The organism is Actinosynnema sp. NPDC004786 (assembly GCF_053601135.1).
In genome coordinates this window covers 35,627-56,758 of the sequence record NZ_JBSGBG010000019.1, presented here as the reverse complement: position 1 = coordinate 56,758, position 21,132 = coordinate 35,627, and the positions used below count along the sequence as shown (strand labels likewise).

Annotated in this window: 12 protein-coding genes; 2 read left to right on the top strand and 10 right to left on the bottom strand. The window is 75.8% G+C overall.

Annotation, left to right across the window (positions count from 1 at the left end; translation table 11 throughout):
• Positions 1 to 74: 74 nt before the first annotated feature.
• The 5 genes from ACWEFJ_RS18950 to ACWEFJ_RS18930 are packed head-to-tail and all read right to left on the bottom strand — an operon-like array spanning position 75 to position 12,318.
• Complete coding sequence (locus ACWEFJ_RS18950) at positions 75 to 2,066, bottom strand: hypothetical protein (RefSeq protein ID WP_449714507.1); 1,992 nt, start codon at positions 2,064 to 2,066, stop codon at positions 75 to 77.
• On the bottom strand, positions 2,063 to 5,530 hold the full coding sequence (locus ACWEFJ_RS18945) for a DUF5682 family protein (protein WP_449714506.1): 3,468 nt from the start codon (positions 5,528 to 5,530) through the stop codon (positions 2,063 to 2,065). Before ACWEFJ_RS18945 ends, ACWEFJ_RS18950 begins: the two co-directional genes overlap by 4 nt.
• Complete coding sequence (locus ACWEFJ_RS18940; protein ID WP_449714505.1) at positions 5,511 to 6,656, bottom strand: ATP-binding protein; 1,146 nt, start codon at positions 6,654 to 6,656, stop codon at positions 5,511 to 5,513. Before ACWEFJ_RS18940 ends, ACWEFJ_RS18945 begins: the two co-directional genes overlap by 20 nt.
• On the bottom strand, positions 6,653 to 11,458 hold the full coding sequence (locus tag ACWEFJ_RS18935; RefSeq protein WP_449714504.1) for a hypothetical protein: 4,806 nt from the start codon (positions 11,456 to 11,458) through the stop codon (positions 6,653 to 6,655). The genes ACWEFJ_RS18940 and ACWEFJ_RS18935 overlap by 4 nt, the downstream gene beginning before the upstream one ends.
• Positions 11,455 to 12,318, bottom strand: coding sequence for a DUF4132 domain-containing protein (locus ACWEFJ_RS18930; protein WP_378089082.1), 864 nt, complete (start codon positions 12,316 to 12,318; stop codon positions 11,455 to 11,457). The genes ACWEFJ_RS18935 and ACWEFJ_RS18930 overlap by 4 nt, the downstream gene beginning before the upstream one ends.
• Before the next feature lie 176 nt (positions 12,319 to 12,494).
• Here ACWEFJ_RS18930 and ACWEFJ_RS18925 point away from each other — a divergent pair, with 176 nt between their 5' ends.
• Positions 12,495 to 12,659 carry a hypothetical protein gene (locus ACWEFJ_RS18925; RefSeq protein ID WP_378089084.1) on the top strand — a complete coding sequence of 55 codons (165 nt, stop codon included), beginning with the start codon at positions 12,495 to 12,497 and terminating at the stop codon, positions 12,657 to 12,659.
• A 14-nt stretch (positions 12,660 to 12,673) separates the two neighbouring features.
• On the opposite strand, the gene ACWEFJ_RS18920 is transcribed toward ACWEFJ_RS18925, so the two are convergent.
• Positions 12,674 to 13,249: a hypothetical protein gene (locus ACWEFJ_RS18920; RefSeq protein ID WP_449714503.1), complete on the bottom strand. Its 576-nt coding sequence runs from the start codon at positions 13,247 to 13,249 to the stop codon at positions 12,674 to 12,676.
• 312 nt (positions 13,250 to 13,561) lie between these two features.
• On the opposite strand from ACWEFJ_RS18920, the gene ACWEFJ_RS18915 reads away from it, so the two are divergent.
• On the top strand, positions 13,562 to 14,251 hold the full coding sequence (locus ACWEFJ_RS18915; RefSeq protein WP_449714502.1) for a hypothetical protein: 690 nt from the start codon (positions 13,562 to 13,564) through the stop codon (positions 14,249 to 14,251).
• Positions 14,252 to 14,530: 279 nt separating this feature from the next.
• On the opposite strand, the gene ACWEFJ_RS18910 is transcribed toward ACWEFJ_RS18915, so the two are convergent.
• From ACWEFJ_RS18910 to ACWEFJ_RS18895, 4 genes are all read right to left on the bottom strand, one after another.
• Complete coding sequence (locus tag ACWEFJ_RS18910; RefSeq protein WP_449714501.1) at positions 14,531 to 16,591, bottom strand: YVTN family beta-propeller repeat protein; 2,061 nt, start codon at positions 16,589 to 16,591, stop codon at positions 14,531 to 14,533.
• 664 nt (positions 16,592 to 17,255) lie between these two features.
• Positions 17,256 to 18,353, bottom strand: coding sequence for a calcium:proton antiporter (locus tag ACWEFJ_RS18905; protein WP_449714500.1), 1,098 nt, complete (start codon positions 18,351 to 18,353; stop codon positions 17,256 to 17,258).
• A 220-nt stretch (positions 18,354 to 18,573) separates the two neighbouring features.
• On the bottom strand, positions 18,574 to 19,809 hold the full coding sequence (locus ACWEFJ_RS18900) for an acyl-CoA dehydrogenase family protein (RefSeq protein ID WP_449714499.1): 1,236 nt from the start codon (positions 19,807 to 19,809) through the stop codon (positions 18,574 to 18,576).
• A 277-nt stretch (positions 19,810 to 20,086) separates the two neighbouring features.
• On the bottom strand, positions 20,087 to 20,797 hold the full coding sequence (locus tag ACWEFJ_RS18895; protein ID WP_449714498.1) for an SDR family NAD(P)-dependent oxidoreductase: 711 nt from the start codon (positions 20,795 to 20,797) through the stop codon (positions 20,087 to 20,089).
• Positions 20,798 to 21,132: the final 335 nt, after the last annotated feature.

Here is a 21,132-nt window from a genome sequence, read left to right as displayed (position 1 = left end):
CGCCGCGAACCACGCCCGACCGGGACGACCCCGAGGCCGGCCGCGCCTACCGAACCCCGCCGGCGATCCCGCGACTACCCGTCCCCCTCCACGGCGGCCAGCCACGCGCGCCGCGCCGCGGCACGGGTGAACTCGCGGACGTGCAGGCCGGCGCGCAGCCAGGCCAGCGGGAAGTCGTCGCCTTCGTCGGGGATCACCCGGCCGAACGCGTCCCGACCGCGGTCGCGGGACGCGTCGGCCAGGCCGGCCAGCAGGTCCGCCGTGGCGGTGAGGCCGTTGCGGGCCAGGGCGGTCACCTCCCGGTCGATCGAGGCGACCGCCGCCACCGCCCGACCGCCGAGCGCGACCCGGTGCAGCACGTTCTCCAACGGCCTGACCGGCCGCGGCACCCGACCGGCCGGTTCCGGCCGCGGCAGACGATCGGCCGGCTCCGGCCGGGGCTCGCGGTCGGCCGACTCGGGGCGCGGCACGCGATCGGCCCACTCCGGTAGCGGCACGCGGTCGGCGGACTCGGGCTGCGGCACGCGGTCAGCGGATTCGGGGCGCGGCGCACGATCGGCCGGCTCCGGCGGCGGCAAGCGGTCGGCCGACTCGGGCTGCGGCACGCGGTCGGCCGGCGGCGGCAGGCTGTCGGCCGGAGCCGGTCGCGGCAGGCCATCGGCAGGCTCCCGTCGCGGCGGCAGACCGCGGGTGCCGCCGCCGGCGACGTGGGAGCGTTGCAGCCGGTCCAGGCCGAGGTCGACGTGGTGGCGCACCTCGTCGGGCAGGTCCAGGTCGCCCGCCACGGCCAGCGCGACGGCCGTGCCCGGCCGGTCCGGCAGCAGGCGCGCGACGGCCCGCACGCGCAGACCGGGCGCGCCGGCGAGCACCCTCAGGTTCTCGCGCGGCCGGTCGCCGTCGCCGACGAGGTCCACCGGGATGCCGCCGACGTCCACCCGCAGCGCCTCCCCCGCCGCGCCCGACACCGTGCCCGCGACGAACAGCAGGTCCGCCCCGGCCGGGCGGTGGGAGTCCGGCCGGGCGGCGGCGTCGAACGCCCGCGCCACCTGGTCGGGCAGCGGTCGCGCCCACAACTCGGCGAACGGCGGCTCCTCCCACGACGCGGCGGACGCGGCCACCGCGCGCACGGCCTTGCCCGCGCCGAGCCGGTGGTCCGGCGACGCCGTGCCGCCGGACAGCAGCAGCCCGGCCCGGCCCAGCTCGCGGTGGCTGAGCCCCGACTCGCCGATCGCCACCGGCCCGTTCGCGGCGGCGGCGACCCGCTCCGCGCCGCCCGGCATGATCGCGGGCACGGTCCACAGCGCGCCGCCGTCGTCCACCAGGTGCGTGACGACCCCGGCGTAGCCCGAGCCGGCGACCACGACCTCGGTGCACAGCCCGTACAGGCGCAACGAGCCGATCGGCCGGTACTCGCGCCGGGCGGTGCCGCGCACCTCCGTCGCCTCGCCCGCACCCGTGCGCAGGTCGTGGCAGAGCAGCATCAGCTCCACCAACTCGGCGGTGAGCGCTTCGCGGTCGAACGACGGGTCGCCGGACCGCGCGGCGGCCAGCGTGGCGGCGACGCGCAGGCCGTCGGCGGCGGCCCGGTGCAGGCCCGCGACGCGTGCCGTGTGGACGGCCCGCAGCAGCTCCGCCCGCACCACCGCGCCGCTGCCCGTGGCGCCCGCGCGGAGCACGGTCGCGCACGCCGCCCACAGCACGGCCGCCGCCGCGCGCTCGTCCTCGGTGATCGGCGTCCCGACGACCTCGGCGACGGGCTCGGCCACGACCGGCTCCGGCACGCCGTCCGCCACCTCGGCCGCGGCCACCGCGAGACCCCGGTGCAGGCACTTCGGCGCGAGCAGGCAACCGCACACCAGGTCGTCGGCCGCGGTGAGCACGCCGTCGCGCAAGGTCCACGTCACCGTCGTCTCGGCGTCGAGCGTGGCGCGGGCCGTGCCGCCGTCCACCGTGACGGTCCACTCCGCGACCCGCCCCAGCGACGCGTCGACCCGTTTGCGCAGCCTCGGCGGCAGGGCGTCGAGCACGTCCGCCACCACCGCCGGGAACACCGGGGGCACGCTCATCCGCGCACCTTCTCCCCCACCCAGCGGGCCAGCTCCTGCGGGCTGAGCGCGGCGACCGGCATGCCCGCCGCGACCAGCGCGCCCGCCACCGACGTGGAGTAGCGGGCGACGCCGCGGTCGTCGAGGCTCGCGCAGCCGAGCACCGTCACCCCCGACGTGACCAGCTCCCGCACCTGCGCGACGAGCGGCCCCACCGGACCGCCCTCCTCGAAATCGCTGACCAGCACCACCATCGTCCTCTCCGGCACGGTCACCAGGGAACGGGCGTGGCGCAACGCCCCCGCGATGTGCGTGCCGCCGCCCACCCGGACCTCCAGCAGCAACGACAGCGGGTCGGCCACCCGCTCGGTCAGGTCCACGACCTCCGTGGAGAACGCGAGGAAGTGCGTCGACAGCGCGGGCACGCCGGCGAACACCGACGCGGTCAGCGCCGACCAGACCGTGGACGCCTCCATCGAGCCGGAGACGTCGACCACGAGCACCAGCCGCCAGTCACTGGCCCGACGACCGCGGGTGCGGAACACCGGCCGCTCCGGCACGACCACCACCCGGCCGCCGGCGTCACGGCGCGCGGTCGCGAGGTTGGCGCGCAGGGTGCGCGGCAGGTCCAGCCGCCCGCCGGGACGGCGGGTCGGCGTCGGCAGCTGGATGCCGGTCAACGCGGGCCGCACCCGGTCGGCCAGCTGCGCGGTCAGCTCCCGCACGAGCCGCGCCACCAACGGCCGCAGCCGCGCCGGCGCCGACTCCGACAACCCGCCCGCCAGCGACAGCACGTTGCGCAGCAGCTCGACCGACGGCCGCACCGACGCCGGGTCCAGCTCCAGCGCCGCCTCCAGCCGCCCGCCTTCCGCGGCCGCGGCCAGCACCTCCTCGCGGACGCTCTCGCCGAACAGGTCCCCCAGCTCCTCCGACCACTCGCGCACGCCGGGGAACGGGCTGGACCGGTCGGCCCCGAGGTCGCCCCGCGCCGCGCCCTCGCCACCGTCACGCCCGTACAGCTCGTCCAACGCGGCCGCGAACCGCCCCGCCCCCGCCGGCCGCTCGCCGTGCGCGCCGAGGACCAACCGCCACCGCACGTCGGCGGACAGCTCACCGCCGGCGGCCGGTCGCTCACCGCGCTCCGGGTCGACGCCGTGCGCCCGCGACACGCCCGCCGCCGACCGCTCACCACTGTCGGGTCGAACGCCGCGCGCCCGTGCCCCGACCCGGTTCCCGGACTGGAGGCCGTGCGCCCGCAGCACGTCCCCGGCCGCCCGCTCCGCCGCCAACCACACCGCCAGCAGCTCCGGATCGGGCGCGCCGACCGCGTCCACCCGCGTGCCGGTGCGCTCCTGCACCACGGCCAGCACCCGGGCCCGCGCCGCCGGGCCCACCGACGTGAACGCGCCCCGCAACGCGGGCAGCCGGTCGAGGAAGTCGCGGTCGGCCAGGCCCTCCACCCGGTCCAGCAACGGCGACAACGCCTCCGGCGTCTCCAGCAGCGGCCCGGCCGCCGCCAGCACGCCCGTCAGCCCGCGCCGCAACGCGCCCCGCCGCTCCACCGTGGTCGCGCCGTCCACCCAGGACGCCACCCGCTCCCCCAGCACCGACGGCGGCACCAGGCCGAGCAGCACCCGCGCCGCGCCCGCCGCGCCGGCGATCAGCGGCGCGCCCGTGTCGGCCAACGCCCGCAGGCACGCGTCGAACCGCACCCCGTGCACGGCCGGCCGCTGCCCCAGCTCGGCCAGCGCCCGCGCGTCGGCCACGTCCTCCGACCCGGCGAGCCCGTCGAGCTGCGCCACCGCCGCCGTCTCCAGTTCCGCCGCCAGCGACGGGTGCGCGTCCAGGACGTCCCCGGGCGTGCCGGGCATGTGCCCGGCGCGCAACCGGTCCAGCAGGTCCAACGCCGCCAACAGCTCGCGCAACGTCCCCGACGACGGCAGCACGGTCGCCGCGTCGGCCAACAGCACGCCCACCGCGTCCGGCAACGCGCACGCGGCGGCGTCGAGCAGGTCGGCCAGCACGGCCCCCGGCGTGTGCCCGCCGTGCCGCTCCCGCTCGGCCCGCCGCGCCGCCAACCTCCCGGAGGCGGCCAGCTCCAGCGTCGCGCCCCACAGCCCGGCCACCGGCAGCGTGGCGGCCGTCGCCGGGGTCCACGCCACCGTCCACCGGGTGGTGAGCGCGTCACCGCCGCCCACGCCCGTGGTCGCGGTCTCCTCGGCGTAGGTCACGCCGAGCACGGTCAACCGCCGCAACGCCACCTCGCGCCGCGCGTCCAGCTCCGACCGCAGCGGGTCCAGCCGCAGCGACACCGGCTCCCGCGAGTCCGGGCCGGGCAGCCGCAGCGAGGCGACCAACGCCTCCACCGCCGGCGCCAGACCCGACCGGGGCGTGCCCGGCGCGAGGACACCGGTCCGCCGGCCCACCAGCACGTCACCCGCCGCCCGGGCCACCACCCGACCGCGGCCCAGCGGCTCGGCGTGCGTCAGCACGGTCTGCACCGCCTCCACCAGCTCGCCCCGGCCCGGCGCGGGCAGGCCGCGCAGCCGGGCCAGGTCGACCGCCAGCCGCAACGCCTCCCGCGCCTCGCCCGGACCGGCCGGGTGGCCCAGCTCCCGCACCCGCGCGCAGATCCGCACGAGGAACGACGCGGCGGCGGCCTCGACCGCGCCCGGGTCGCCCGCCGCCTCCAGCACCGCCTGCTGCCACTCCGGGTCGCGGATGCCCGCCGGGTAGCCGGAACGCTCGTCCAGCAGCGCGAACCCATAGGGCACCAGGGACGTGACGATGTCGCCCACCGGCACGGGCGACTCGTCCACCGGCCCGTCCAGCAACGCCGCCGCGTGGAACGACCCGACCACCGCCGCGCAGCGCCGCCCGGCCACCTCCCGCACCGCCCGCCGCATCCACGCCTCCCGGCGCAGGTCGAACGGGTCCACGCCGACGCCCTCGGCGTCGCGGCGCAACGCCCAGCCGACCAGCAGCGCCGCCCGCCGCACCGCCTCCGGGGTCTGGCCGGGCGCGGCGGCCTCGACCAGCCGGTCCCACAGGTCGTCGCCGTCGCGGCCGGTCGTCGCGCCGCGCAGCGCCTCCGTCAGCGGCGACGCGCCGCGCTCCGACCGCCGGCGGCCGTCACCGCGGGCGGCGAGCGGCAGGTCGCACGGCCGGACCTCGACGCCGTGGCGACGCGCCCAGCGGATCGCGGCCAGCTCCGGGGAGAAGTCCGCGAACGGGTAGAACGCCAGGCCGCCGTCCGGCGTCGCGCCGGACAGCGCGACCGGCGCGACGAGGTCGGGGTCGGCCAGGAACGGCAGCCACTCCCCCAGCTCCTCCGGCAGCTCGACCAGCAGCACCTCGGGCCCGAACGCGTCCAGCAGGGCGGGCACCGCCGCCGCCAGCGCGGGCGAGTGGTGCCGCACCCCGATGAGGTGCGGCGACTCGTGGCCGGCCAGCCGGTCCGCCAGGTCAGGCGTCGAGGACGTCACGGAGTTCCCACAACCGTCGCCAGGTGCGCGCGCCGGACTCGGCCCGCCGCCGGACCGCGCCGTCCCAGTAGCCGAGCAGCCGGGCCGCGTCGCCCGGGTCGTCCTTGCGGACCACGCCGAGCAGGTGGCCGGGCAGCAGCGACAGCGGGTCGCGGTCGCCGGGGAAGTAGGCGTCGGCCAGCCCCAGCGAGGTGGCCACGGACACCGCTTCCGCCGTGCTCATCACGGTGGACGGCCGTTCGACCGCCCAGCCCTCCTCGGACACCCCGTTGCGCAGGTCGCGGAACGCGGTGACCAGCACCTCCAGCACCACGTCGTCCACCGCGAACGGCGCGCTGACCCGCTCCAGGGCGGCCGCGGCCTGCCGCCGCACCAGCGCCGTCTCGGCGGCCAGGTCGCCGATCGGCCCGACGGCCTCGAAGTTGAACCGCCGCTTCAACGCCGCGGACATCTCCGACACGCCCCGGTCGCGCAGGTTCGCCGTGGCGATCACGGTGAAGCCGGGCGCGGCGTGCACCGTCGCGTCGTCCGTGCCGGACAGCTCCGGCACGGCGATCCGCCGGTCCGACAGGATCGACACCAGCGCGTCCTGCACCTCCGGCAGGCACCGGGTGACCTCCTCGACCCGCACCACGCCGCCGCGCCGCATGGCGGTCAGCACCGGCGACGGCACCAGCGCCCGCGGGCTCGGCCCCTCGGCCAGCAGCAGCGCGTAGTTCCAGCCGTAGCGCAACTGGTCCTCGGTGGTGCCCGCGGTGCCCTGCACGACGAGCTGGCTGCTGCCCGACACGGCGGCGGCCAGCAGCTCGGACAGCATCGACTTGGCCGTGCCCGGCTCGCCGACCAGCAGCAGCCCGCGCTCGCCGGCCAGCGTCACCACGGCCCGCTCGACCAGCGCCCGCTCGCCGACGAACTTCGGGCTGATCACCAGCCGGGACGGCACGCCGGCCACCGACACGCCCCGGGGCAGCGCCAGCGGCTCGCCGCTGCCCATCACGAACGTGACCACGGCCCGCGGCGTGAGCCGCCACCCCGGCGGCCGGGGACCGTCGTCGTGGGCGGCCAGGAACGCCAACTCCTCGCGGTGGGCGTCCTCGGCCGGCTCGACCTGCCTGGGTGCGGTCACCTGCGTCCTCCGGTCCTGAGTTCCTCGTAGGCGGGCGCGTCGCCGTCCAGCACCCGCCGCCACGCGCGGGCGAACAGGTCCGCGACGGGTTCCAGCGGCACGATCGCGTCGCGGCGGTGCGGGGCGTGCTCGAACATCGGCGCCTTCCACGTCTCCAGCGGCACGTGCGGCGCGGACAGGGCCAGCCACCCGCCGGGCAGGAACAGCGACCGGCCGGCCCGCGCCCGCTTCGCGGTCAGCACCAGGTCGGTCTCCGCGAGCGCGGCCCGCGCCTGGCGCAGCCGGGCGGGTTTCCAGCCGGTCCACCGCGCCACGTTCGCGTCCGTGGGGTCGGGCAGCGCCAGCAGTTGCAGGTAGAGCGCGGCGGCGTCCTCGGTCAGGTCGAACCGCTCGGCGACCTCCGCGACCAGCGCCGGCACCGAGACCGTCGGGTCCTGGTGGTAGGCGGCCGGGTCGGCGGCCGGGGGCGCCGCGCACACGGCGGTGAGGCGTTCGTCGGCGAGCCGGGCGAGCATCCGCGGCACGTCGTGCGCGCCGGTCAGCTCCACCACGGCCGCCAGCAGGTCCCGGTCGCCCGGCGCGACGAGCCCCGGCCGGACCACCACGCGGCAGTGCTCGTCGCCCGCGCGGGCCAGCTCCAGCCAGTCGCGGTAGGAGTACACGCCCTCGTCCGCGGGCAGTTCGGCGCCGAGCAGCGCGGACAGCCGGTCGCGCGCGACCCACCGGCCGAGGTCGAGCGCGAAACCGGGGTGCGCCACCCGGCGCCGCGCCAGGGCCAGCGCCTCCGGCAGGCGCGCCCGCAGCGGCGAGCCGGACGGGAGCCGGTGCGCGAGCCACAGCAGCACCTGCGGCACCGCCCACAGCGCCTGGCGGTCGAACCCCTCCGGCCGGCGCGACCGCAGCTCCGTGCCGGTGAACGTCGTCCCGGCGTCCACCGTGAGCCACGGCGTCAGGTCCGGGTTGACCACGCCCGCCACGTACTCGCCGGCGTTCGCGAGGCCGAGCAGCTTGGCCGCGTCGACCAGCACGTCGTCCGGGACCGGCGACCGCCGCCCGAACTCGGCGGTCCACACCTCGGCGACCGCGGCGACGTCCGGGCCGCGGGTCCACAGCTCGGCCGGGTCGGCGGGCACGGCGGCGGCGAGCAACCGCAGCCGGAACGAGCCGCCCAGCCCGCGGAACCGCTCCTTGGCCGCCTTCGCGCCGCCCTGGGACAGGCCGAGCAGCCGCCGGTCGGCGGTGCTCAGGAAGGTCGCGTCCCACCGGTCCACGCCCGGCATCCCGGCCAGCAGCAACGTCGCCTCGGCCGCGCCCAGGCCGGTCAGCTCCACCAAGGCGGGCACCGCCCCGGGGAACCACGGCGCGGGGCCGCGCTCGGCGAGCACCCCCAGGAACCGGGCCACCCGCTCGGGCCCGAACGGGGTGCGCACCTCCCGGGCCGACTCGACGCGCCAGTCCTCCGGCAGGTCGAACACGCCCGGCGTGCGGCTGAACTGCACGCCGTCGAACCGGCTGCCCGGCTCGTTGCGCCACTGGGTCTCGAACAGGGCGATGAACCCGTCGCGCACCGGCACCACCCGGTCCTTCACCGCGGCCTGCCCCCGGGGCACGACCACGCCGAGCGTGCGCCAGTGCCCGGCGACGTCGGCCAGGCCGCTGTCCGCGACCGACCGCAGCACCAGCGCCAGCGCGGCCCGCTGGTCGTCCGGGGTGAGCGGGGACGCGGCGCGGTGGGCCAGCGCGGCCAGGTGCGGCAGCGCGTCGAACCAGCGGGGCGCGTTGGACACGGGCAGGGAGGCCGCCTCGGGTCGCGCGGCCGCCTCGGCCAGCGCGGCGAGCAGCGCGGGCAGCGGGGTCGGCACCGGGCCGCGGGAGTTGTAGGACCGGTAGCCGCCGAACCAGTTCAGCGCGGCGTTGACCTCGTCCTCGGTGACGTCCGGGCCCGTGGGCGCGAGGACCGGGTCGACCTCCCGCGCCGCCGCGGCGAGGTCCGCGTAGCCCCGGAAGTACCGCTCCAGCCGCGCCGCGCGGCGCACCACGTCGACCACGCCGGCGATCAGCGCGGGGTGGGTGAGGCCGGGCAGGGCGTCCGTGACGACGCCCGCGAGCCCGGCGCGTTCACCGCGCGCCAACGCCGCGACCTGCTCCCGCGTGGACCGCTCGTCCGGCGCCTCCGCGCGGGCGGCGTCGAGCACCCGGTCCACCGCCTCCCGCGTCACGCCGCGCAGCGCGGCCGAACCGGCCTCGTCGCGCGGGCGCAGGAGGTGCCACCACTCCAGCGGCGGCACGAAGGGCGTGCCGAGCGCGTACGGCGGGTGCTTGGCCCCGACCGACACGCCTGCCAGCCTGGTGCCGTCGGGGTCGAACAGCACCACCGACCCGCGCCCGCCGGCCAGCGTCACGTCCGCGCCGCCGGGCAGCCGCAGCACGCCGTTCGGGCAGTCGGCGAGCCGGGCGCGACGGCCGTCCACGCCCTCGCCGACGTGCGAGCCGTCCGGCTCCCGGCGGACCCGCCAGCCGTGCAGGCCGTCCGCCGCGCCCAGCGGGCTGGCCTCGGTGGCGGGCAGCGAGGGCCTCAGGTCGCACCGGTCGAGCACGAGCGCGGCCCCGTCGACCGCGAAGTCCTCCACGAACCGGGGCAGGCTCGCGCGACCGCGTTGCCCGGTGGCCGGGTCCACCTCGACCCAGCGCGGACCGCGGTCGTGCCACACCTGGGTCCACACCGTCACGCCGTCGCCGTACGCCTCCTCGGGCGTCGGCACGACCGTGTCGCCGGGGTGCGCCACCCGACCGCCGGCGAACCGGCCGCCGCCGGGCAGCGCGATCGACGCGGTCGGCGGCAGGGACCGGTGGTGCTCGCGGCCGCCCCCGATCGCGAACACGCGGTCCGGGGCGTCGCTCCAGTACGCCAGCTCGCCGTCCGGGCCCTGCCAGCGCACCAGCAGCACCCCGTCGAACCAGTCCGCGGTCGGCGCGAAGCCCCACCGCTGCCGCGCGTCGAGCGGGATGCGGGAGACGTGGTCGACCAGCACGCCGTCCGGGCCGACCACCACGAACCGCTCGCCCCGGCCCAGCACCAGCGCGGGCCAGCCCTCGCCGCGCACCGAGGTGGCGGGGTCCGCGGGCGTGCCCTCCGTGCCCAGGCGGGCCGCCGCGTCCTCCAGGGCGGGCCACCCCAGCTCGTCCAGCAGGCCGCCGCGCAGCGTCGTGTGCAGGGCGGCGGCGACGTCGGTGCGGGCCAGCGCCTCGGCGGACGCCGGCACGTCCACGTACGCCTCGGGCAGCCGCACCACGGCCAGCAGGTCGAGGTGGTCGGCCAGGTCCGGCAGGCCGGTCGCGGTGACGCGGTCCGCGCGCGAGCGGATCCACGCGGCCAGCGCGGCGCGCAGCCCCGGCACGGCCATCGCGGACGCCAGCACGTCCGGGGCGACGGCCGTCGTGCGGACCCGGGACCGGGCGTGCGCGATGAAGCCGTTGCCGAGCGCGTCGCCGAACCGCTCGGAGGCGGCCAGCGCGGCGAGGTCGCGGCGGCCCGGCGCGTCGTCGGCCAGCCAGTCGCCGACGTCGAGCTGCACCCCCGCCTCGCCCTCGGCGATCGGGACGTCCCGCGCCACCAGCAGGTCCAGCACGTCCAGGTCGCGTTGGCGCCACCGGCGCAGCGCCCGGACCGGCACGGCGTCGGCGGCCAACCGCTCGGCCATCGCCTCGACCAGCTCCAGCAGCCGCGCCGAGCGCGGGGTGCCGCGCCACCCGGAGGCGCGGACGGCCAGCACGGACGACAGCCACCCGGCCCGGTCCACCGCCACGGCGTCGTCGTGCCCCGTCAGGGCGCGCGTCGCGCCGCACGCGGTCAGGATCTCCAGCCACGTGTCGAGCACGGCGGACGAGTCCGGCACGAACGCCAGCAGCCGGCCGCGCACCTCCGCGTCGTCGGCCGCCAGCGCGACCAGCGAGCCGCGGTAGGACTTCCAGAACGCGCCGCCCGCGCGGCCGATCGCCGAGCTGTCCAGGGTGGACCGCAGCAGCCGCCGGTCCTCGGCCGCGAGGTCGCGCCCGGCCGCCTTCGCCAGCCGCCGCAGGTCCTCGGGCATCCCCGTGTACGGCGGCAGGCCGCCCCGCGTGCGCTCCACGCACAGGGTGAAGAACATCTCGTAGGCCGCGTCCGCGTCGTGCCGGCGGGCCAGGCCCTTGGCGTGCGCGGACAACGCCTTCGCGGTCAGCGCCCCGGCGAAGGCGAACTCCAGGAACACCTCGCGGATGCGCTCCGGGTCCACCGCGAGGTCGTGCACCTCCTCCGCCTCGCGGGCCTTGCCGAACATGCTCGCCGCGTAGGAGGTGTTGCCGTGCCGCAGGAAGATCCGCCCGGCCTGCTCGTAGAACGTGGGCAGGAAGTGCGGCGCGGACCGGCCGAGCATGTCGCCCAGCGCGGTGAACCCGTCCTTCGCCGCGCCCGCCCGGGACTTGGCCGTGCGGGCCAGCCGTTCGACGTCCTTGACCAGGTTGAGCGCGTGGTGGGCGTTGGCCGGGTCGTGCACCAGCGCCCACGCCGGGAAGCCCAGCGCGCTGCGCCTGCCGGTGCCGACGGCGGTGATCCGGCCGGGCGCGTCGAACCCGAGGTACTCGCAGGTCAGGTCCTCGGCGCGGCCGAGCACGGCGGGCACGAGCCGCACCACCACGCGGCCGTCCAGACCGGGGTGGGCGTAGTGGCGGGCGGTGACGGTGTCGCGGTCGTCACCCGTCCCGGTGACGTCGGGCAGCACGCCGCCCGCGGCGATGACGACGCTCGGGTCCGGCTCGCTCACGGGGCCACCGCCTCTTCCTCCACGACGCGACCGGCGTGGATCGCCGCCGCCATGCGCATGCCCTCGGACCACGCGACCGGTCCGACGTCGGCCGGCGGCAGCGCGGTTCCGTCCTCCAGCGCCCACCTCAGCTCGCCGGTCCAGGTCTCGCCCTCGGGGTAGTCCGAGCCGAGCCAGTAGCGGGCCTCCACCACCCGGCCGTCCTCGAACGCCGCGTACACCGCGTCGCCGCCGCGCACCGGGTAGCCGAGCGTGCGGCAGCGGCCCAGCGCGTGGTTGAGCTGCTCGAACCGGCCGCCCGCGAAGTCGTCCACCGAGGTCTTGCCCCCCGGGTCCGCCGGGCGGGCGTGGGTCTGCCGGAAGAGCTGCTGCACCTTCTGCTCCACGCCCAGCTCGGCGCCGAACTCGCGCAGCTCCTCCAGGTCCTCCAGCAGCACCGGGTGCGGGATGCGGACCGCCTCGGACGTCAGCCGGACCGTGTCGCCGTCGAGGGTGACCACGCCCAGCCCGCGCTCCGGGTCGGCGTCGCGCAGGAACCCGGTCTCCCGGGCCGCCCCGTCGCCGGCCGTGACGACGAGGTCGCGCAGCGCGCCGGCCCACGCGGCGTCCGCCCAGACCTCCGCGACCAGGGCCGTGGGCACCGGCAGCGAGCGCACCATCCAGCCGTCCACGGCGGCCAGGCACTCGGCCTCGTGCCGGGACAGCCACTCGGCGAGCTGCCGCAACTGGACGACCGGCGGGTCGTCCTTGATCGAGGCGGGCACGGAGGAGAGGATCTTGCCCTTGCCGTTGCGGCACTGGACGCGCCCGTTCTCCCCGAGCCGCACCTGGTAGCCGGAAGCGGCGTCGAGCCAGCCCACGGTTCCTCCTGCGAGTCGTTCACGGTGTGGCGCGGAGGGTAGCGGCGGGGTCCGACAATTCGATCTCCGACGCCGGTTCCGCCGCCGTGCCGTGACCCGCGGGCGGGCGGGCCCCTACCTCAAGCCTTCCCCAAATGAGGTGCGGATGTGACCCGCGTCTCCCTAGCCTTTCCGACATGAGACTGCTGCTGTGGATCGCACTCACGTGCGCGCTGGCGGTCGAGGGGGGCATGGTCCTGCCGTTGCTGGCGGGGTTGCTGATCATCGGTTGCGCCCAGGCGCGCCACCGCGCCGCCCGCCGACCGCGTGCCCTGACCCGTCACGACCTGATCGCCAACTGAACCCGGCCGACCCGTCACCCCGGCGTGTCCGTGTGGTGGTCGGCTCCCAGGTGGAACGACGAGCCGTCGAACGTCCCGCTCCACCGGCTCCCGCGCGCGCCGAACGGGCGGGACGACCCGCGGCCGAGCACGGTGCTCGGCCGCGGGTCGTGCGCGGCGGTGGTCGACAGCTCGAACGACGAGCCGTCGAACCGCGGCACCTCACCGCCGGGGAGGGGACCGCCGCCGCGGAGGAACCGTTCCGCACCGCGCGGCGTGTGCAGGTCGGCCAACGGCATCTCGGACACGGGGCCGAAGGCCGACGGGTGGCGCGGTCGCCGGATCCCCCGCCGCTTCTCGATGCGCCGCACCGCCGCGTACGTCGCGACCTGGGCCTTCCACCGCGCCCGCAGCAGGAGCAGCAGCCCCAGGGCCGCGTCCAACGCCCGCGCGTCCCGCTGGAACGGTCCCGCCACCAGCTCCAGGTACCGCATCGTGTCCTCGTAGGGCGCGGCCGGGAACGCCCGCACGCACGAGCGGAACGACGACACGCGGTGCGGCAGCGGCACGGTCGGGTCGCCGGCGCGGCGCGCGTGGCCGGAGAAGCTCATGGCTTGCCCTCTCGGGGGTTCGTGGGGACGCGCCATTGTGCGGGAGCCCGGAGCGGCCCGTCGAGGCGGGTTCCGACCGGGTCGGCCGCTCCGTGCGGACGGTGAGCCCGGGCCGAGTCCGAGCACGGGGACGCCCGGTCGAAGAGGGACGGCCCCGACCTCCGGCCCGCGCCCCGGCGGAGGTCCCGAGTGACGTCGGGCCGCGTCAAGCGCTCGCCGTGTCCTGTTCCCGCCGGCCGCAGCCCTCGCCTCGTCGCCCGCGTCCGGGCAGCCTCGGAGGTGTGCGCCCGCCGGTCAGAGGAGGATGTGGTGGTGAAGACCGTTCCCCCGCGGGGGAAGTCGGTGCGCAAGACCTCCGAGGCGTCCGCGGGACCACGAGGGTGGAAGCCCGTCACCGGCGTGGCGGTGGCGTTCGTGCTCGGGCTCGCGATGGCGTTCGCGTTGGGCTCGTGGACGAGCGGACCCGACGCGACCGAGCGCAGGATCGCCGAGTACGAACAGGCCGAGGAAGCGCGTGACGTCGAGCAGGTCGGCGTGCTCACCGAGTTGGCTCGCGGCACCCGCGACCGCTTGACCCCGGTGTTGACGGGCATGAACCGGGCCGCGCCGCTCGACGGCGCGGCGGGCGTCGTGCCGACCGCCGAGGAGCTGGCGGGGTGGCGTGAGGCGGTCTCGGCGGAGGTGCGGCGGTACGAGGAGACGCCGTCGGCCGGCAACGGGGTCAACGTGGCCCGGACGTCCATGCGGGCGGCGGTGGAGCAACTGGCGTTGGCGGTCGGGGCGTTCGAGTCGGCGCTGGCCGCGTCGGACCCGTTGCGGGGTCGGCTGGTCGGGTTGGCCTCGGCGCAGCGCACGACGGCGTTGCGGACGTGGTCGGTCGCCGCGCTGCAACTGGACGTGATCAACATCGAGGCCGGCAGGGGCCACGTCCACGTGCAGCTGCCGTCCGGGTCGGGCACGACGCCCATCGACGGCGAGCCGGAGGGCAGCGGCGAGCGCTGACCAGGGATCGTGGGGGAACGTGCCGGTGCGCGCACGCGGAGGACGATCTCTTCCAGACCGGACCGAACACTGCGGCCGCCGGATCCCCGGTTCTTCGCCACCGCGACAACCGGGACGACGGCCCGGTCACGGCATGCTCGCCGCACGCCGCACGCCGCACGCCGCACGGCGCGGGGCGCACGGCGCGGGGCGCGGGGCGCAGGGCGCGGGACAACGGACCGTGGGCCGGGAGGTGATCGCAGCCTCCCGGCCCACGTCGACCCGATCGTCCGTCCTGCGTCAGCAGAGGATGGTGGTGTCGCCCGCGTCGGCGGTGCAGCTGTTGAAGCCGAGGCCGCCGTTCGCGGTGTCGCCGCCGACGCCGTCCTGGACGTTGATGGTGTCGTTGCCGAGGTCGCCGCTCATGGTGTCGGTGCCGTCGTGGTCGTAGAGGGTGTCGTTGCCGTTCTGGCCGTGGAGGTCGTCGTTGCCGGGACCGCCGTAGATGGTGTCGTTGCCGTTGTCGAACAGGTGCAGCAGCGCGGTGAGCAGGGTCTCGCCGTAGGTGGAGTCGTCGCCGGCCTGGCCGTACAGGGTGTCGGGGCCGTTGCCGCCGCTGATCACGTCGTCGCCCGCGCCGGCGTAGACGGTGTCCGTGCCGTTGCCGCCGTTGATGGTGTCGTTGCCGCCGAGGCCGCAGATCACGTCGTCACCGGTGGTGCCGGTGAGCGTGTCGTTGCCGCTGGTGCCGGTGATCGTGCAGCCCAGCGCGTTGTCGACGGTGGTGGGCTCGGCGTCGGTGTTGTTGCCCGGCGCGGGGTCGGATTCGGTGGCGGACACCGTGGAGGTGGCGGTGACCGTCCCGGTCGCGGACGGGGTGAGCGTGATGGTCACCGTGGCGGAGCCGGAGGCCGCGACCGCGCCCAGGGAGCAGGTCACGGTGGGGGCGCTGATCGTGCACGAGCCCTGGGAGGACGTGGCGGAGTCGATCGTCACCGCCGAGCCGGACAGGGTGGTGGAGACCGACACCCCGGTCGCGGCCGAGGGTCCGGCGTTCGCGGCGGTCACCGTGTAGCTGTACGGGTCACCGCCCAGGGACACCGGGTCGGCCGAGTCGGCCACGGAGACCGACAGGTCCGCCGCCAGGACGTAGGTGTACCGGTCGGCGGCGCTGGTGGCGCTGGTGCCGGTCGGGGTGGTGACGGTGACGTCGACCGTGCCGCCGGCGTGGGCCGGGGCGGTCGCGGTGATGGTGGTGTCGTTGACGACGGTGAACGAGGTCGCCGGCGTCGCGCCGAACGCGACCCCGGTGGCCGCGGCCAGGCCGCTGCCGGTGATCGTGACGGACGTGCCGCCGGAGGGCGGCCCCGAGGCCGGGCTGACCGCGGTGACCTCCGGCTGGACCACGTCGGTGGTGACCACGCCGAAGGGGCCGGACCCGACCGCGAAGGTCGTGGTCACGGTGTTGGTGGCGGTGTCGATCTCCGACGTGGACGAGGAGCCGTTGTTGGGGGCGAACACCGACGCGCCGTCCTGGGTGACGGTCAGCCTGCTCGGGCTGGTCCCGACCGCGACGGTGGCGGTCACGGTGTTCGTGCTGGTGTCGATCACCGAGACCGAGCCGGAACCGATGTTGGCGACGTAGACGCGGCTGCCGTCGGGGGTGATGGCCGCGCCACCGGGGATGGAGCCGACCGCGATGGAGCCGGTCACGGTGTTGGTCGCGGTGTCGATCACGGCCACGGTGCCGTTGCCGTACCGGGTGACGTAGGCGGTGGAGTCGTCGGGCGTGAGGACCACGTCCTGGGGTTGGAACAGCCCGACGTTGATCGTGGCGGTGACCGTGGCCGTGGCGATGTCGAGCACGGAGACGGTGCCGGAACTGTCGTTGGTCACGTAGGCCGTGGCGCCGTCGGAGGTGATGGCGATCGAGGTGGGTCCGGTGCCGACCGCGACGGTGGCGGTCACGGTGTCGGTGGCCGTGTCGACCACCGACACCGAGGCGGAACCGTTGTTCGCGGCCAGGAGCAGGCTGCCGTCGGGCGTGACCGCGAGCCCGTAGGGGGTCGACCCCACCGTGATCGTCGACACGACCGAGGCGGTGGCGGTGTCGATCACCACCACCCCGCCCGTGTACCTGGACACGTAGACGCGTGCGCCGTCCGGTGAGGCGGCGAGCTCGAGGGGGGACGATCCGACCACGATCGACCCGACCACGGAATTGGTCACGGTGTCGTACGCCGTCACCGTGTTGCTGCCGCTGTTAGCCACGTACGCGAACGGGTGGGTGACCGCTGCCGAGGCGGGCAGCGCGCCCGCCACGAGCAGGCCCACCGACACCAGGGACGCACTGGCGGCCAAGGCCACTCCGCGTCGCCAACCGGATCTGCGGCGTAATTCGTGCGAGAGTACGGCGTTCATTTCGTGGATCTACCTTTTCCCAAGGTCCGCAACAGCCCCGACCTCCTGCGCGGCGCGACAGGATGTGCGGACACGACCGCGAACCGGATATCCGATGCCCGAGCGCGCGTCACCCCGGGATGATTCGTGAACGCGCAGGACGAGCTGGACCCGGCACCTCCCCGGGAACACAGTCGAACATTTCCGATCGACCCCGTGGAGGATTCTTCGCACAGCGGCCGACGGGCCGATCGACAACTGTGTCGGAATACATCCTCGGTACCGCCGCGACGAGCGTCAAGCAGAACGGACGAAGCAGATGGGTGGCCCGAACGGGCGAATGAGTGACAGTTCTGCGCAAAAATCGGAGCCGACACAGCGCCTGAGTAGAGCGCTCGCGGGCGGCCGGACGCGGGGGTGCGGCGGTCGGCGCGCGCAGCCGCTCGTCGCGGTGGATGTGCTGCTGGGCGGAGTGGTGCCGGGGTTCGGCGGGCGGCTCGCGGCGCGGAGGGCGGGGTGGTGCCCCGTGCCCTCGGCGCCGGCGGGGATCTCGCTCGGCGTCGTGTGACCCCGTTTCGAGGGGCCACCGCCGGCCGCTGCTCCTACCGGTCTCCCCGGCCCAACCTCACGGGTTGACCGCGAGGAACAGGAACGCGGCCAGGAGCACCAGGTGCACGCCGCCCTGCAGCCGGGTGGCACGTCCGGGCACGACGGTCAGCACGCTCACCACGACGGTGAGCACCAGCAGCACCGTCTGCGTCGACCCCAGGCCGAGCACCAGCGGGCCGTCCAGCCAGATGGTGGCGAGCGCGATCGTGGGGATGGTGAGGCCGATGCTCGCCATCGCGGAGCCGTAGCCGAGGTTGAGGCTGGTCTGGACGCGTTCCCGCAGCGCGGCCCGCGCGGCGGCGATGGTCTCCGGCAGCAGCACCAGCAGCGCGATCACGACGCCGACGAACGACGGCGGGAACCCTGCGGCCCGCACGCCCGCCTCGATCGCCGGCGACTCGACCTTCGCGAGGCCCACCACGGCCACCAGCGCGACGAGGAGCAGCGCGAGGCTCCCCAGCGCCGCGCGACCGCTCGGCACCGGGGCGTGCGCTTCGGACTCGACCACGCCGTCGTCGGTGACCGGGAGGAAGAAGTCGCGGTGCCGGATGGTCTGGGTGAACACGAACAGCCCGTACAGGGCGAGCGACGCGAGCGCGGCGAACGCGAGCTGCGGGGGTGAGAACTCCGGCCCCGGCTGGCTCATGGTGAACGTCGGCAGCACGAGGCTCAGCGTCGCGAGCGTGGCCACGGTGGCGAGCGCGGCGCCGCTGCCCTCGGGGTTGAACAGCGTCACGCCGTAGCGCAGAGCGCCGAGCAGCAGCGAGATCCCGACGATGCCGTTGGTCGTGATCATGACCGCCGCGAACACCGTGTCACGGGCCAGCGACGCGGCCTCGGGCCCGCCGGACACCATCAGCGTGACGATGAGCGCCACCTCGATCACGGTCACCGCGACCGCGAGCACCAGCGAGCCGAACGGCTCCCCCACGCGCAGCGCCACGACCTCCGCGTGGTGCACCGCGGCGAGCACCGTGGAGGCGAGGACCACGGCGACGAGCGCGACCACGAGGTCGCCGGGCTCCCGCCCCCAGGTCGCGGCGAGCACCACGATGCCGAGCAACGGCGCGATCGTCGTCCAGGACAGCAGCGGCGAGCGAGCGGTGACGGCCATGATCTCCACTTTCGCACACCGAGCGTGGTTGTCGCCTTCGGTGGAGACGCGTTTCACGGCCGGACGTGCCTCACTCCCCAGTGGATTCGGTTCGACGCCCACTCACCGTCGGCCCGCACCACACTCGCCGCCGCGCGGCACACGAAGTGCCCAGTCGGGCACCGAGTCCTGACCAACGCGTCCCCCGTGCTGTCCTGAGTGGACGTCGAGCCGGGCGCCTTCACGCCATGCCCGACGCGGCGAGCGGGTCGTAGCCCGGGGCGCGGAACAGTGCCTGCAGTTGCCTGCGGCGCACGCCGACGTTGCTCCCCTCGATGATCGGGTAGGACAAGGCGTCCATCAGGTGGCGGATGACGGGGTGGTGACCGTCGTAGGCGGTGACGCCGATGATCTTGACGAGGTCGTTGACGACCTGGACCCCGGTCTCGGAGCCGAAGATCTTGCTGTGCAGGGCGAGTTCGGGTCCGCTGGGGTGCAGGGACACCACGGCGTCGAGCGCGCGCCAGGCGAGCAGCCGGACGGCTTCGATCCGGCCCTTGGCGTCGGCGAGGACGTCGGACACGGCCTGGTACTCGATGATCGGCACCGGCCCGCCGCGCTTCTCGGTGAGCGCGAAGCGGTAGGCGATGTCGAACGCCTGCCGCATCGCCGCGGTGGCGAAGACGCCGATCGACGCGCCGCTGGCGAAGAACGCGTCACGGGTCAGGGACGCGCCCTGGCCTTCCGCGCCGAGGAGGTTGCCGCGCGGGACGCGCACGTCGACGAGCCGGACGCGGGTGGTGAGGCAGCCTTTCAGGCCGGGGAGGTCGTAGTACTCCTCGACCTCGATGTGGCCGGCCAGGTGTTCGCGTTCGGCGACCAGGAGGGAGATGCCGCCGGGGGTCCGGCAGACGATCGTCATGACGTCCGGGCCGTCGCCGTCCCAGCCGCAGAGGTGGGACGCCCAGGCTTTGCGGCCGTTGACCACCCACTCGTCACCATCGGCGACCGCGGTGGTGCGCACCCCCTGGCCGGGGCCCTCGGCGTCGAAGTTCGCGCTGCCTTCGGGCTCGCTGAAGGCCATGGCCGCCAGCGGCGCGCCCGAGTCGGCCAGGAAGGGGTGCACGAAGCGCTCGACCTGGTCCGGGGTGCCCACCTGGTAGACGGGTGCCAGTGCGATGAGCGGCCCGGCCAGGGAGATGACGAAGTCCGGCATCTCGACCGCCCACTCTTCGAGGAAGAGGGCGGCGTCGACGCCGTTGGAGGCACTGCCGCCGAACGGCACCGGGATCAGTCCCTTGAGGAAGCCCGCCGCGACCGCGTCCTCGAACACCGGCCGCACCAGCTGCGCCCGCGCCCTGGGATCGGGTTCCGCGCGCGTCGCCGACGCCAGGTCCCGCAGTCGTTCCCTCGCGAAGCCGCGGGCCGTCGCCTTGAGCTGTTCCTGCTCCGGGGTGAGGAGGAAGGAAACGGTCATCGGTGTGACCCCTTCGCCGATCGAGTGCCGCCGAGATCATCAGGACCGGCACGACGCGAGACGGTCCGGGAACGCGCCGAGGATAGGCGGGATGTCGACCCGGCGCCCGACAGCGACGCACGTCCCCCCGGCCCCACATCCCGGCCGCTGCCGACCCGACGGGAAGTGGGTGCCCGATCACTCACCAGGCCCGGCGTCCGCCGATTCACCCGCTATCGGGTGAACGCCGCACGGGTGGGGCACGCCCTGCGCCGCGCACCGCCCTTCCGCGCCCGTGTCAGTGCCCCGCGCTCTGCCCGCCGTCGACGTGCAGGATCTCGCCCGTGACGAATCCGGCCCGTTCGAGGTAGGTGACGGCGTCGACGACCTCGTCGACCTCGCCCATGCGGCCGACCGGGTGCAGCGCGGCGAACGCCTCGTGCGTCCCCGGCGGGTGCATCGGGGTGCGGATGATGCCGAGCCCGAGGGCGTTCACGCGGATGCCCCTGGAGGCGTACTCGATCGCGAGCGACCTGGTCACGGCATTGAGGCCGCCCTTGGTCAGCGAGGCGAGCGCGGACGGCACGGTGGACAGCGCGTGGTCGACCAGCGTGGTCGACACGGTGACGACGTGGCCGCCGTCGCCCTGCGCGACCATCGCCGCCACCGCGGCGCGGGAGGTCTCGAAGAAGCCGCGCAGGTTCGTTCCCGTGGCGACGTCGAAGTCGGCGTCGGTGTACTCGGTGAACGGCTTGGCGATGAAGACGCCCGCGTTGTTCACCAGCGTGTCGACCCTGCCGAACCGGGCCAGCGCCCGCTCCACGACCCGCGCCCCCTCGCCCGGCCGCGCCAGGTCGGCACGCACGTCGAGCACTTCGGGGTCGTCCGACGTGCCGATCGACCGCGACACGGCCACGACCGCGTAACCGAGCTTGCGGTACGCCGGCACGAGAGCCGCGCCGATCCCCTGGGACGCACCCGTGACGACAGCCACCTTCTGCGTCTTCATTTCGCCCCACCCGCTTTCGGGAGAGAACCGGACCCACGGCACGATCGTGCGCGCACCCGTCCCTCGCGCCACGACTCGTTCACTCCCTGGCGGGACGTTCAGCCCCCGCTTCGGTCTAGCACGGCTCCGACACACCTCGAACAATTGATCCACATGCCGCACCCGGGACCGTCGTGCAGCGGGCTTCCGCCCCGGTGAGCCTGTCGGCATCGGCGATGTCGTCCACCGCTGGGCATCCCGTCGACAGACGGCCGCACCGTCGTCCCGATCGGGATCGACCGGGTCGCTGCCGGTGGGGTTCCACGGTAGAGCCGACCGAGCTTCCGGTGGGGGAC

Coding starts and splice junctions, on each gene's coding strand:
- ACWEFJ_RS18950 (WP_449714507.1), bottom strand. CDS start 2,066: ATGAGCGTGCCCCCGGTGTTCCCGGCGGTGGTGGCGGACGTGCTCGAC.
- ACWEFJ_RS18925 (WP_378089084.1), top strand. CDS start 12,495: ATGAGACTGCTGCTGTGGATCGCACTCACGTGCGCGCTGGCGGTCGAG.
- ACWEFJ_RS18920 (WP_449714503.1), bottom strand. CDS start 13,249: ATGAGCTTCTCCGGCCACGCGCGCCGCGCCGGCGACCCGACCGTGCCG.
- ACWEFJ_RS18905 (WP_449714500.1), bottom strand. CDS start 18,353: ATGGCCGTCACCGCTCGCTCGCCGCTGCTGTCCTGGACGACGATCGCG.
- ACWEFJ_RS18900 (WP_449714499.1), bottom strand. CDS start 19,809: ATGACCGTTTCCTTCCTCCTCACCCCGGAGCAGGAACAGCTCAAGGCG.
- ACWEFJ_RS18895 (WP_449714498.1), bottom strand. CDS start 20,797: ATGAAGACGCAGAAGGTGGCTGTCGTCACGGGTGCGTCCCAGGGGATC.